Below are 13,003 nucleotides of genomic sequence, written 5' to 3' on the forward strand. Positions count from 1 at the left end.
CCGGCCCGTCTGGGCCCTTGGTCCGGACCACTACCGACTTGTGACTACCATGCTGATGTGTCCACCACTCAAACTGCGGCGCGGCAGGTCAAGGGCCGCCGGACGTCGGTCGCTCTCAAGATCGTCATGGCCGCCACCGGGGTGCTCTTCCTGCTCTTCGTGCTGGCGCACATGTACGGAAACCTCAAGGCGCTCTCCGGGCAGGAGGCCTACGACGGCTACGCGCACCACCTGCGCGTGCTCGGCGAGCCGATGCTCCCCTACGAGGGCTTCCTCTGGATCATGCGCGTGGGCCTCATCGTCAGCCTCGTGCTGCACGTATGGGCGGCGGCGCAGCTCACCCGCCGCAAGCGGGCCGCGCGTACGCAGAAGTACGCGGTGAAGAAGTCGGTCGCCTCGACCCTCTCGTCCCGCACGATGATGTGGGGCGGTCTGACGATCCTCCTCTTCCTCGTCTTCCACATCCTCCAGTTCACGACCCTCACCATCGAGGTCGGCGGGTCCTACGACAGCCCGTACGAGCGGTTCGTCGCCGCGTTCGAGGTCTGGTGGCTGGTGGCGATCTACGTCGTCGCGATGATCGCCCTCGGGATGCACCTGCGCCACGGCATGTGGAGCGCGGTGCAGACCCTCGGCTGGTCCAACCGCAACCGCCAGGCGGCGCTCAAGGCGACCGCGCTCGCGGTCTCGCTCGTCATCGTCGTCGGCTTCCTCCTGCCGCCCCTCGCCATCGCCTTCGGCATCGTCTAGACCCTGCGGAGTAGTGCTTTCCATGACCGAACAGCTCATCGACGGCCTCTACCGCGAGGGCGCCCCGATCGCCGACACCAAGGCGCCGGCCGTCCCCGTCGACCGACGCTGGCGCGAGCGCCAGTTCGGCGCCCGCCTCGTCAACCCGGCCAACCGCCGCAAGATCAGCGTCATCATCGTCGGGACCGGCCTGGCCGGCGCCTCGGCGGGCGCGACGCTCGGCGAGGCCGGCTACAACGTCAAGTCCTTCTGCTACCAGGACTCCCCCCGCCGGGCGCACTCGATCGCCGCGCAGGGCGGCATCAACGCGGCGAAGAACTACCGCAACGACAACGACTCCGTGTTCCGGCTGTTCTACGACACCGTCAAGGGCGGGGACTTCCGCGCCCGGGAGTCCAACGTCTACCGCCTGGCCGAGGTCAGCGCCAACATCATCGACCAGTGCGTCGCCCAGGGCGTGCCCTTCGCCCGCGAGTACGGCGGCCTGCTCGACAACCGCTCCTTCGGCGGCGTCCAGGTCTCGCGCACGTTCTACGCCCGCGGCCAGACCGGCCAGCAGCTCCTCATCGGCGCCTACCAGGCCCTCGAGCGCCAGGTCGCCGCCGGCACCGTCGAGATGTTCACCCGCCACGAGATGCTCGAGCTCGTCGTCGTCGACGGCAAGGCCCGCGGGATCATCGTCCGCGACATGGTCACCGGTGAGATCGAGACGCACCTCGCCGACGTCGTCGTCCTCGCCACCGGCGGGTACGGCAACGTCTTCTACCTCTCGACCAACGCCATGGGCTCCAACACGACTGCGATCTGGCGCGCGCACCGCAAGGGCGCCCTGTTCGGCAACCCCTGCTACACCCAGATCCACCCGACGTGCATCCCGGTGTCCGGGGACTACCAGTCCAAGCTCACGCTCATGAGCGAGTCCCTGCGCAACGACGGGCGCATCTGGGTGCCCAAGCGCGCCGAGGACTGCGACAAGGACCCGCGCGACATCCCCGAGCAGGACCGCGACTACTACCTCGAGCGGATCTACCCGGCGTTCGGCAACCTCGTCCCCCGCGACATCGCCTCCCGCCAGGCGAAGAACGTGTGCGACGAGGGTCGCGGCGTCGGCCCGGCCGTCGACGGCGTCCGGCGCGGCGTCTACCTCGACTTCGCCGAGGCCATCGGGCGCCTGGGGCGCAAGGCCGTCGAGGCCAAGTACGGCAACCTCTTCGACATGTACCAGCGCATCACCGGGGAGAACCCCTACGAGGTGCCGATGCGCATCTACCCCGCCGTCCACTACACGATGGGTGGCCTGTGGGTCGACTACGACCTCCAGTCCTCGATCCCCGGGCTCTTCGTCACCGGTGAGGCGAACTTCTCCGACCACGGCGCCAACCGCCTGGGCGCCTCGGCGCTCATGCAGGGCCTGGCCGACGGCTACTTCGTCCTGCCGAACACGATCAACGACTACCTCGCCGACGGCCCGTTCCCCAAGGTCGCCGAGGACCACCCGGCGGTCCAGGAGGCCCGGGCCGCCGTCGAGGACCGCATCCACCGGCTGATGAACGCCGGCGGCACCCGCTCGGTCGACTCCTTCCACAAGGAGCTCGGCCACATCATGTGGGAGTACTGCGGGATGGAGCGCACCGCCGAGGGCCTGCAGACGGCCATCGAGAAGATCCGGGCCCTGCGCGAGCAGTACTGGCGCGAGGTCCGCGTGCTCGGCGCCGCCGACGACTTCAACCAGTCGCTGGAGAAGGCCCACCGGGTCGCCGACTTCATCGAGCTCGGCGAGCTCATGTGCATCGACGCGCTGCACCGTCGCGAGTCCTGCGGCGGGCACTTCCGCGCCGAGAGCCAGACCGAGGACGGCGAGGCGCTGCGCCACGACGACGAGTTCGCCTACGTCGCGGCCTGGGAGTGGGGCGGTGACGGCCAGGCGCCGGTGCTCCACAAGGAGGACCTCGTGTACGAGTACGTCGAGATGAAGCAGCGGAGCTACAAGTGAGAATCACCCTCAAGGTCTGGCGCCAGCCCAACGCGCAGGTCCGCGGCACCCTGGTGGACTACCCGCTCGACGGGATCTCCGAGGACATGTCCTTCCTCGAGATGCTCGACGTGCTCAACGAGCAGCTCATCGCACGCGGCGAGGAGCCGGTGGCATTCGACCACGACTGCCGTGAGGGCATCTGCGGCATGTGCGGTCTCATGATCGACGGCATCGCGCACGGCCCGGAGGTCACGACGACCTGCCAGCTGCACATGCGCTCCTTCAAGGACGGCGACACGATCACCGTCGAGCCGTGGCGCGCCGACCCGTTCCCGGTCATCAAGGACCTCGTCGTCGACCGCTCGGCCTTCGACCGGATCATCCAGGCCGGCGGGTTCATCTCCGCGAACACGGGGGCGGCGCCGGACGCGCACGCCACCCCGGTCCCGAAGATCGACGCCGACGCCGCCTTCGAGGCCGCGGCGTGCATCGCCTGCGGCGCCTGCGTGGCGGCCTGCCCGAACGGCTCGTCGATGCTGTTCACCGCCGCCAAGGTCACCCACCTCGGCAAGCTGCCCCAGGGTCAGCCGGAGCGCCTGGGCCGGGTCGTCTCGATGGTCGCCCAGCAGGACGCCGAGGGCTTCGGCGGCTGCACGAACATCGGAGAGTGCGCCGCGGTGTGCCCCAAGGGCATCCCGCTCGACACCATCAACCAGCTCAACTTCGACCTGCGCACCGCGCTGCGCGGCTGACCGGCCACCGAGGGCGCTACCCGCGCGAGTCGCGGGTAGCGCCCTCGTGCTCTGCCCCCACCGGCCGGGCTCCCGCACGGCCCCGGCGACGGCGCCACCGCCGCACCCGGCCGACGAGCCCGCCCTCCTCGGCGTCCTCCTCGCGCCGCTCACGCGCCGCGTGCTCCGCGCGCCGGCGACGCTCCTCCTCGGCGCGCAGCTCGGCGAGCACCCGGCGGCCCTCGTCACCCGCGTGCTCGAGGTTGGTCACCGTGGCGCCCCTGCGCGTCGGGGCGTCGGCCTCGACCGTCCCGGTGATCGCCTCGTAGCGCCAGGTGAGGGTGTGCGGCGCGGAGAGCGTGACGTAGTTCGGCGTCTCGCTGAAGTGGGTGACGTCGGGGTGGTCGGGCGCGGGCGGGGCCGGCGGGTTGGCCGTCCAGGCCGCGATGAGCAGGGTGACCCGCGAGAGCAGGTTGACCCACAGCAGGAGCGTGGCGAGCGCGGCGGCCGTCGCGAGCAGCGGGTTGCTCGCCGCGCTGCCGACGAGCGAGGTGCCGAACAGGCGCAGGGCGCCGGAGGCCACGGCGCCGAGGAGCGCGGCGAGAAGCAGGTCGCGGCGCGGGGGTCGGACCCCGGCGAGCACCCGGAAGAGCAGGACGAACACCCCGGCGTCGACGGCGAGCGCGACGAGCAGTCCCAGCGCCCGCAGTCCGAGCTGGGCCACGGTGCCGCTCACCCCCAGGAGGTCGAGCACCCACTGGCCGGCAGCGCCCGCGGCGATCGTCAGCGCCGCGGTGAGGAGGACGGCGACGGCGAGGGTGAGGAAGCCAAGGAGGTCGCGCACGCGGGTGAGGAACGCGTTCTCCTGGAGGACGACGATGCCGAACATCGAGCGGATCGAGCGCTTGAGCGCCCCCATGACCGAGATCGCGGTCCACAGCAGGACCGCGGTGGCGACGACGCTCGTCGGCGTGAGCCCGGTGTCCAGGACGAGGTCGTCCGGGTTGAGCAGCCCCCGGCTCGTCGGGGTGTCGATGACTCCCGGGAGCGCGCTGTCCACCGCCTCCAGCACGCGGTCGCGCAGCTCGGTGTCCGAGCCGAGCACGGCCATGAAGGCGGTGTAGCCCAGCGTGAGCGCCGCCGCGATGGAGAAGATCGCCGAGTAGGTGATCCCCCCGGCGAGCATGCCCCCGGCGGCCCGCCCGTAGCGCGCCAGCGCCCGGCCCGGCCGGGTCATGCTCCACCACCTCGTGAGGGCCTGGATCCGGTCGTTGAGGACGGCCAGCCGGCTCTTGGGTTCCGCGGGGGTCATGGCCGCAGCGTATGGACGCCGGGGCGGGGCGGCAGGGGAACGGTGCCGCCGTCCGTCGGGCGGCTCCCCGCTGGTCGGTCTTGTTCGGTTGTGGTTCTTTTCTGACAGACTGCCGACCATGAGCACGCCCTCGTCCCAGCCGCTGCTCGCGCGGCAGCGCCAGGAGCACATCCTCGCCGCGGTCAGCCGCCACGGCGGGGCGCGGGTCGCCGACATGGTGGAGCAGCTCGGCGTCTCGGAGATGACCGTCCGGCGCGACATCACCAGCCTCGTGCGCCGCGGCCTCGTGGCGCGCGTGCACGGCGGTGCCGTCGCCCCCAGCCGCTCCGCCCAGGAGCCGGCCTTCTCCCTCAAGGCCGGTCAGCGCCAGGCGGAGAAGGCCCGGATCGGGCAGGCCGCCGCCGCCCGTGTCACGGCCGGTGACGCCGTCGCCCTCTCCGCCGGCACGACGACGCTCGCAGTCGCCCAGGCCCTCACCCGCCACCCCGACCTCGCCACGCTCACCGTCATCACGAACTCCCTGCCGGCCGCCGACGTCCTCCACCAGGCCGTGCTCCAGGCGCGCGAGGCCGGGCGGCCCGCCCCGACGGTCGTCCTCACCGGCGGCGAGCGCACGCCCTCCGACGCCCTCGTCGGCCCGGCGACCGTCGACTACCTGCGCGGCGTGCGGGTGGACTGGGTGTTCCTCGGCGCGCACGGGTTCGACCCGGAGATCGGCCTCATGACCCCGAACCTCCAGGAGGCGGCGACCAACACCGCGCTGCTCGCCACCGGCCGCAGCGCCGTCGCCGTCCTCGACTCCAGCAAGTGGGGCGTGCGCGGCCTGCGCTCCTTCTGCTCGCTGGAGGACCTCGCCGCGCTCGTCACCGACAGCCCGCCCGACGAGGCGACGCTCGCCGCGGCCGCCACCCACGACTTCTCCCTGGAGGTTGCCCCTCATGAGTGACACGGTGCGCAAGACCCGCGGCCGCCTCGCCGACGGCCGCGAGATCCTCTACTTCGACGACTCCGAGCCGTACGTCTCGGGCGGGGCCACCCGGCGCCTGGACGACCCCCGCCCGCTGCCCGGCCGCTTCGACCCCGTCCCCGGCCCCGACGGTGAGCCCCACCCGTTCACCGGCCCGCGCATGCGCTACGACGTCCTCACCGGGGAGTGGGTGCCGATGGCCACCCACCGGATGAACCGCACCCACCTGCCGCCCGCCGACGCGAACCCGCTCGCCCCCGCGCGTCCCGGGGCGGCCTACACCGACGGCGACATCCCGGCCGACGACTACGACGTCGTCGTCTTCGAGAACCGCTTCCCCTCCCTGCTCCAGGTCCCGGGCGAGGAGGACGTCCTCACCCACCTCGACGGCGAGGAGCTGTGGCCGGTGCGTCCCGCCGCCGGCCGGTGCGAGGTCATCTGCTTCTCCCCCGACCCCGACGCCTCCCTCGCCACCGTCGGGCACCGCCGGATGCGCACCGTCATCGAGGCGTGGGCCGACCGCACGACCGAGCTCTCCGCCCTCCCGGGCATCGAGCAGGTCTTCTGCTTCGAGAACCGCGGCCGGGAGATCGGGGTGACGCTCCACCACCCGCACGGCCAGATCTACGGCTACCCCTACCTCACCCCACGCACCGCGACCATGCTGCGCCAGGCGCGCGCGCACCGGGAGGCCACCGGGCGCAACCTCCTGCGCGACGTCCTGGAGGCCGAGCTGCGCTCCGGGCGGCGGGTCGTCGCCGAGTCCGAGCACTGGGTCGCCTACGTGCCCGCCGCGGCGCGCTGGCCCGTCGAGGTGCACCTCGCCCCGCGCCGCGACGTCCCCGACCTGCCCGCCCTCACCGACGCCGAGCGCGAGGACCTCGCCGACATCTACCTGCGCCTCCTGCGCGCCGCGGACCAGTTCTTCGTCACGACCGAGGCCGACGGCGAGCAGCGGGCGCTGCCGCTGCCCTACATCGCCGCCTGGCACCAGGCGCCGGTGCGGGAGGGGCGCGAGGACCTGCGCCTGCACCTCCAGCTCTTCTCCGTCCTGCGCGCGCCCGGCAAGCTCAAGTACCTCGCCGGCTCGGAGTCCGGCATGGGCGCGTGGGTCTCGGACACGACCCCCGAGCGCATCGCCGACCGCTACCGCGAGGTGCTCGGGTGAGCGCCCTGCTGACCGCGTGGTCCGACGCCGAGGGCGCCGCCCGCACGCGCGACCTCCTCATCCGCTCCTTCGGCCCCGGGGACGCCGAGGTGTCGGCCGCGCCGGGCCGGGTCAACCTCATCGGCGAGCACACCGACTACAACGGCGGGCTGTGCCTGCCCCTCGCCCTGCCCCACCGCACCTTCGTCGCGCTGCGCCCCCGCTCCGACCGCACGGTCCGCCTCGTCTCCGGCCAGGAGGAGGGCACTCGCGAGGTCGACCTCGACGCCGTGGGACCGGCCGGGAGCCGCGGTGAGGTCACCGGCTGGCCGGCCTACGTCGTCGGCGTCGCGTGGGCGCTGGAGGCGGAGGGCCTCGTCCCGGAGGGCAGGGCGACCGGGTTCGACGTCGCCGTCGACAGCTGCGTGCCCTACGGGGCCGGGCTGTCCTCCTCCGCCGCGCTCGAGTGCGCAGTCGCGGTCGCGCTCGACGACCTGTGGGGGCTCGGCCTCGCGGCGGACGACGCCGGCCGCGCCCGGCTCGCCGCAGCGTGCGTCCGCGCCGAGAACGAGGTCGCCGGCGCCCCGACCGGCGGCATGGACCAGTCCGCCTCCCTCCGTGCGCGCGACGGGCACGCCCTCCTCCTGGACTGCCGCGACGGCGCGACCCGCCAGGTCCCCTTCGACCTCGCCGCGGCCGGGCTCGAGCTCCTCGTCATGGACACCCGGGCGCCCCACGCCCTCGTCGACGGCCAGTACGCGGCCCGGCGGGAGAGCTGCGAGCGCGCGGCGCGCGAGCTCGCCGTGACGACGCTGCGGGAGGTGACCGACCTCGACGGCTCGCTCGCCCGGCTGGAGGACCCGGTGGTGCGCCGCCGGGTGCGGCACGTCGTCACCGAGATCGAGCGGGTCGAGCGGTTCGTCGAGGCGCTCACCGCCGGTGACGGACGCACGGAGACGCTCGGCGCGCTCATGGCGGCCTCGCACGCCTCGCTGCGCGAGGACTACGAGGTCTCCAGCCCGGAGCTCGACCTCGCCGTCGAGGCGGCCACCGCCGCCGGCGCGCACGGCGCCCGGATGACCGGCGGCGGGTTCGGCGGGTCGGCGATCGCCCTCGTCCCCGCCGGGAGCGCCGAACGCGTCGCCGCCGAGGTGGAGCAGGCCTTCAGCGACGCAGGCTTCGCCGCCCCGGCGTTCCTCCTCGCCCCCGCGAGCGCCCCCGCCGCCCGAGTCGGCTGACAGCGCGGGTCGCACGCGGGGCCTCCCGACGAGCGCGGGTGAGACCGCCGAGCGCGGGTGGCATCGCGCCCGCGGTCACGCGGATCGCCCGCGGTCGCGGGGCAGGCGGGGCGCGACGCGTCGCTAGGCCCGCTCCGCCCCGACCGCCGTCGGCGCGAGCCCGCGGCGCGGGCTGGGTGCGAGGTCGACGACGACGGGCGCGTGGTCGGAGAAGCGCCGGTCGTAGGTCTCGGCGCGGTCCACAGCGGCCTCGTGGGCGTGCTCGGCCACGCGCGGGGTGGCGAGGAGGTAGTCGATGCGCCACCCGGCGTCGTTGTCGAACGCCTTCCCGCGCCACGACCACCAGGTGTAGGGCCCGGGGCCCTCCCCGGCGAGCAGGCGGCCCAGGTCGACGAGCCCGAGCTCGTCGAACCAGCGGTCGAGGTAGGCGATCTCCTCGTCGAGCACGCCGGAGGTCCGGTTGTGGTTGCCCTTCCAGTTCTTGATGTCGACCGGCCGGTGGACGATGTTGACGTCCCCGCCGACGAGGACGTCCCGCTCCCCCGCCGCCGCCTGCTCCGCGAGCTCGGCGAGCCGGGCGGTCACGCGGTCGAGGTGGGAGTACTTCGCCGCCATGCGCTCGGGGTCGCTCGCCGTGCCGGAGTGGATGTAGACCGAGACGACGGTGAGCGGCCGGTCGCTGCCGGGCACCTCGACGTCCATCTCCACCCAGCGGCCGGTGTCGACCGGCGGCTCGCCGTCGCCCAGCCCGACGCGCACGGCACTCACCGGCAACCGCGAGGCGATCGCGACGCCCGCCCGACCCTTGATGTCGCAAGCCTGGTGCGCCACGTGCCAGCCCTCGCCGAGCAGCTCGTTGAGCACCTCGTCCGGCGCGCGGACCTCCTGGAGGAGCAGCACGTCCGGCTCCCTGCGGGCGAGCCACTCGCCCATCCCCCGGCGGTAGGCGGCGCGGATCCCGTTGACGTTGACGGTGGCGACGGTGAGCATGGCGCCATTCTCACCTCGCCCGCGCGCTCTCCCGAAATCGCCGTCCGGCGGGCTCGCGCGGGGCGCCGCAGCACCCCGCGCGAGCCACCGGTCACGGGGTGCGGCGCACCCCGAGGGTGTCGGTGCCGTCGCCGTCCCAGTCCCCGACGAGGACCTCGTCGGTCGCCCGGCCGTAGGCGACGACCCGCTCCGCGGGCCCGCCGGTGAGCGTGTCGCGCAGGTGGTAGGCGGCACCCCGGCGCACTGCCAGGGTGTCGCGTCCGTCGCCGTCCCAGTCCCCGACGAGGACGACGTCACCCGGCCGGCCGTAGCGGAGCACGACGTCGGCGGGCCCGGACGTCAGCGAGCTCCGCACGTGGACCTCCGCCCCGCGGCGGACCGCGACGCCGTCGCGGCCGTCGCCCTCCCAGTCCCCGACGAGCACCTCGTCGCCGGCGCGACCGTAGTGGAGCACGACGTCGGCCGGGCCACCGCTGAGCGAGTTGCGCACGTGGACGGCCGTGCCCCGGCGCACCGCGAGGGTGTCGGTCCCGTTGCCGTCCCAGTCCCCCACGAGCACCTCGTCCCCCGGGCGGCCGTAGACGACCTCCCGGGTGGCCGCGCCCGGGCGCAGCGCGTCGTTGATGAAGAACGTCGCGCCGCGCCGGACGGCGATCGTGTCGTCGCCGTCCCCGTCCCAGTCACCGATGAGCACCTCGTCGGTGGACCGGCCGTAGACGAACGCGGCGTCGGCCTGGCCGCCGCGCCAGGTGTTGGTGAGGAAGAACCCGTAGGGCGGCTCGGCGGGCCGCGGCGGGCCGGCCGGGCGCACGACGACCGCGCTGCCGCCCCGGGCCCGGAGCGGCTCGGCGGCCGCCTGCACCCGCCCGTCGGGCAGGAAGGCGACGCCGGTGACGTTGCCGAGGTAGCCGACGGCGTCGAGCTGGTGGCCGCGGGCGCGCAGCGCGTCCCCGAGCGCCGTGTCGCGGATGCCCGGCTCGGCCTGCGAGCCCGGGCCGTTGCGGCTGGACAGCCGCGGCGCGGCGATGGCCTCGGGCAGGGACATGCCGAGGTCGAGGTGGTTGACCGCCACCTGGAGGACGGTCGTGATGATCGTCGCCCCGCCCGGCGACCCGAAGGCTGCGACCGGTGCGCCGGCGGCGTCCAGGACGATCGTCGGGCTCATGCTGCTGCGCGGGCGCTTGCCACCCTCCGGGGCGTTCGCCGGGTGGTCGGGGTCCGGCTCGAAGTCGGTGAGCTCGTTGTTGAGGAGGAAGCCGTAGCCGGGCACCGCGATGCCCGAGCCACCGATCGCCTCGATGGTGAACGTGTAGCTGACGACGTTGCCCCACCTGTCGGCCACCGTGAGGTGCGTCGTCGAGCCGGTGTCCTCGGCGGTGGCGGACTCCACGGCCGCGGCACCCTCGCCGTCGTCGTAGGGCCACGGGTCGCCGGGGCCGACCGGCCGGGCGAGCGCGCTCTGCCCGATGAGCTCGCGGCGCTCGTCGGCGAAGCCCTGGGAGAGCAGGCCGGTGACGGGCACGTCGAGGAACGCCTCGTCCCCGACGTAGGCGTTGCGGTCGGCGAAGGACACCGCGGAGGACTCCGCGAGGAGGTGGAGCACCTCGTCGGGGTCCATGTCCGCGAGGTCGTAGCCCTCGAGGATGTTGAGCGCCTCCCCGACCGTCGTCCCGCCGCTGGACGGCGGGCCCATGCCGAACACCTGGAAGCCGCGGTAGTCGACCCGGGTGGGGTCCTGGTCCAGGGCCTCGTACCCGGCGAGGTCGGCGAGGGTCATCGCGCCCTCCCGGACCGTGCGCTCGGCGCCGTCGACGACGGGCGGGGCGGTGTTCGTCGCGACGATCGCCTCGGCGAGCGGCCCCTCGTAGAAGGCGTCCGGCCCCTCCTCCATGAGCAGCCGGTAGGTCTCGGCGAGCTGCGGGTTGGCGAAGGTCGTGCCCGCGCGCGGCGCCTCGCCGTCGACGAGGAACGTCTCGCTCGAGGACGTGAAGTCGCGGAAGATCTCGAGGTTCTCCTCGGTGCGGGCCTGGTACTCCGCGTCGACGACGAAACCTTGCTCGGCGACCTCCTGGGCGTCGGCGAGGACCTCGGACAGCGGCAGCGTGCCGTACTCGGCCAGCGCGTGCTCCCAGCCGCGCACGACGCCGGGCACCCCCTGGGAGAGCCCGGAGACGCGCCGCTCGTCGAACGGGATGGGCGCGCCGTCCTCGAGGAAGACGTCGGGCTCCATCGCGGCCCACGCCTCCTCGCGGGAGTCGATCGTCCGCACCTCCCCCGTGTCGGCCTGGTAGAGGACCATGAAGCCGCCACCGCCGATGCTCCCGTCGTAGGGCCGGGTGACGCCGAGCATCGCCGCCGTCGCGACCGCGGCGTCGACGGCGTTTCCCCCGCGACGCAGGATCTCCCGGCCGGCCTGCGAGGCGTAGGGGTCGAGCGAGGCGACGGCGCCGTCGTAGCCGGTCGCCGTGGGCTGCTTGTCGGGCGGCTCCACCGCGGCCTGCGCCACCGGCGCGGAGGCGACCGCGAGGGCGAGGGCCGGCAGGAGCACCGCGGTGGTCCGCCAGGGTCGTCTGGGCGTGTGGGACATCGTCATCCCCCGTGAAGGTCGCGGACCCGGGACGGCTTCCCGGTCGTCCTTTCCGCGAACGCTACTGACGCCCGCCCTACCCGGGAACCCTGCGAAGGGAGGGCTGAGGCTCCTCAGCAACCCATGACGAGGCCGGGGCGGGCCGCCCGCAGGACGAGGACGAGCTGGGCCACTCCCAGCGCCCCCACGAGAAGAAGGACGAGGTCCCAGGAGAACGTGCCGCCCACCCAGCCGGCGAGCAGCGGCCCGCACGCGGCGATCGCGTACCCGACCGTCTGCGCCATCGAGGAGAGCTGGGCGGTGTGCCCGGCGTGGGCGGTCCGCAGCCCGAGGAGGCTGAGCGCGAGGACCAGCGAGCTGCCCGTGCCGACGGCCGCGAGCGCCACCCACGCCAGCGCGAGCCCGGGTGCCAGCGCGAGGCCGGCCATCGCGGCCACGATGCACAGGCTGATCACCACGCCCGTGCCGCGCAGGTCGCTGCGGCCGCGCATGTGGGTGCTGAGGACGAGCCCGGCGAGCATCCCGACGAGCTGGAGGACGAACAGGTGCCACCCGGCCGCCCGCGCGTCCAGGCCGAGGGAGACCTCGACGGTCGGCAGCCAGGTGGCGAGGGTGAAGAACACCGCGGACTGCAGCCCCATGAACGCGCTCACCGCCCAGGCGCTCGGGCTGCGCCACATCGTCACCGCCCGGACGGGTGCGCCGTCGCGCGGCGCGCCGACGGGCAGGGGTGCCGGGCTGCGGGCCGCGCGCACCACCCACAGCAGGGCGACGGGCGCGACGAGGGCGGCGAGCGCGCCGAGCGGCAGGCGCCAGCCGCCGCCCCACGCGTCGGAGACGGGGACTGCCAGCCCCGAGGCGGTCGCCGCCGTCACCGTCATGACCGCGGTGAAGCAGGCGGTGAGGAGGACGATCGCCCCGGGGTGGTCGCGCTTGATGACCGCCGGGGCCAGCACGTTGCCCGCCGCGGCCGCGGTGCCGATGAGCGCGGTGCCCACCCACAGAGCCCCGGCGAGGGGCAGCGAGCGCAGCACGACGGCCCCGGCGAGGACGACGAGCGCGAGCGCGAGCACCCGTTCCAACCCGTAGCTCTGCGCCGGCCGGTGGACGAGCGCCGAGCCGACGCCGAACCCGATGACCGGCAGCGCCCCGAGCAGCCCGAGAGCGCTCGCCCCGAGCCCGGTCTCCTCCCCGACCCGCTCGAGGAGCGGGCCGACGGAGGTCACCGGCGCGCGCAGGCACGCCGCGAGCAGGAGGACCGCGAGGACCGTCCCGGCGACGCGGCGCCCCCGCACGGACGCCACTG

10 protein-coding genes are annotated in these 13,003 nt (G+C 74.1%); 6 read left to right on the forward strand and 4 right to left on the reverse strand.

Translation table 11 applies throughout. From position 1 onward, the window contains the following. Nucleotides 1-57 precede the first annotated feature (57 nt). Genes FE251_RS12570 through FE251_RS12580 form a run of 3 tightly spaced genes read left to right on the forward strand, consistent with a single transcriptional unit; the run spans nt 58 to nt 3,477 of the window. Entirely contained in the window at nt 58-750 is a 693-nt protein-coding gene (locus FE251_RS12570; RefSeq protein ID WP_230976426.1) for a succinate dehydrogenase cytochrome b subunit, read from the forward strand. Nucleotides 751-772: 22 nt separating this feature from the next. Beyond that, on the forward strand, nt 773-2,743 hold the full coding sequence (locus tag FE251_RS12575; protein ID WP_139948967.1) for a fumarate reductase/succinate dehydrogenase flavoprotein subunit: 1,971 nt from the start codon (nt 773-775) through the stop codon (nt 2,741-2,743). Further along, nucleotides 2,740-3,477, forward strand: a complete 738-nt coding sequence (locus tag FE251_RS12580; RefSeq protein ID WP_139071686.1) for a succinate dehydrogenase/fumarate reductase iron-sulfur subunit — start codon at nt 2,740-2,742, stop codon at nt 3,475-3,477. The genes FE251_RS12575 and FE251_RS12580 overlap by 4 nt, the downstream gene beginning before the upstream one ends. 16 nt (nt 3,478-3,493) lie before the next feature. Here the strand turns inward: FE251_RS12580 and FE251_RS12585 are convergent, their stop codons facing one another. Beyond that, nucleotides 3,494-4,768, reverse strand: a complete 1,275-nt coding sequence (locus FE251_RS12585) for a YihY/virulence factor BrkB family protein (RefSeq protein ID WP_168202734.1) — start codon at nt 4,766-4,768, stop codon at nt 3,494-3,496. A gap of 142 nt (nt 4,769-4,910) precedes the next feature. Between FE251_RS12585 and FE251_RS12590 the strand changes: the two genes are divergently transcribed. Genes FE251_RS12590 through galK form a run of 3 tightly spaced genes read left to right on the forward strand, consistent with a single transcriptional unit; the run spans nt 4,911 to nt 8,120 of the window. Continuing rightward, complete coding sequence (locus FE251_RS12590; RefSeq protein ID WP_139949341.1) at nt 4,911-5,714, forward strand: DeoR/GlpR family DNA-binding transcription regulator; 804 nt, start codon at nt 4,911-4,913, stop codon at nt 5,712-5,714. Next, nucleotides 5,707-6,903, forward strand: a complete 1,197-nt coding sequence (galT, locus tag FE251_RS12595) for a galactose-1-phosphate uridylyltransferase (protein ID WP_179954759.1) — start codon at nt 5,707-5,709, stop codon at nt 6,901-6,903. The genes FE251_RS12590 and galT overlap by 8 nt, the downstream gene beginning before the upstream one ends. After that, complete coding sequence (gene galK / locus FE251_RS12600) at nt 6,900-8,120, forward strand: galactokinase (protein WP_139948969.1); 1,221 nt, start codon at nt 6,900-6,902, stop codon at nt 8,118-8,120. The genes galT and galK overlap by 4 nt, the downstream gene beginning before the upstream one ends. 123 nt (nt 8,121-8,243) lie before the next feature. On the opposite strand, the gene FE251_RS12605 is transcribed toward galK, so the two are convergent. The 3 genes from FE251_RS12605 to FE251_RS12615 all read right to left on the reverse strand — a co-directional run bounded on the left by FE251_RS12605 (nt 8,244) and on the right by FE251_RS12615 (nt 13,001). Then, nucleotides 8,244-9,110, reverse strand: coding sequence for an exodeoxyribonuclease III (locus tag FE251_RS12605; protein WP_139948970.1), 867 nt, complete (start codon nt 9,108-9,110; stop codon nt 8,244-8,246). A gap of 91 nt (nt 9,111-9,201) precedes the next feature. Further along, a complete protein-coding gene (gene ggt / locus FE251_RS12610; RefSeq protein WP_223147647.1) occupies nt 9,202-11,697 on the reverse strand; it encodes a gamma-glutamyltransferase in 2,496 nt (831 codons plus the stop codon). 113 nt (nt 11,698-11,810) lie between these two features. Next, nucleotides 11,811-13,001 carry an MFS transporter gene (locus FE251_RS12615; protein ID WP_139948971.1) on the reverse strand — a complete coding sequence of 397 codons (1,191 nt, stop codon included), beginning with the start codon at nt 12,999-13,001 and terminating at the stop codon, nt 11,811-11,813. Between the last annotated feature and the right edge of the window lie 2 nt (nt 13,002-13,003).

Origin of the sequence: Georgenia wutianyii (assembly GCF_006349365.1) — a bacterium.
Classification (GTDB): domain Bacteria; phylum Actinomycetota; class Actinomycetes; order Actinomycetales; family Actinomycetaceae; genus Oceanitalea; species Oceanitalea wutianyii.

What these genes read in the sequence shown, in the direction of transcription:
- galT (WP_179954759.1), top strand. Translation starts at nt 5,707, where the DNA reads ATGAGTGACACGGTGCGCAAGACCCGCGGCCGCCTCGCCGACGGCCGC.
- FE251_RS12585 (WP_168202734.1), bottom strand. Translation starts at nt 4,768, where the DNA reads ATGACCCCCGCGGAACCCAAGAGCCGGCTGGCCGTCCTCAACGACCGG.
- FE251_RS12605 (WP_139948970.1), bottom strand. Translation starts at nt 9,110, where the DNA reads ATGCTCACCGTCGCCACCGTCAACGTCAACGGGATCCGCGCCGCCTAC.
- ggt (WP_223147647.1), bottom strand. Translation starts at nt 11,697, where the DNA reads ATGTCCCACACGCCCAGACGACCCTGGCGGACCACCGCGGTGCTCCTG.
- FE251_RS12575 (WP_139948967.1), top strand. Translation starts at nt 773, where the DNA reads ATGACCGAACAGCTCATCGACGGCCTCTACCGCGAGGGCGCCCCGATC.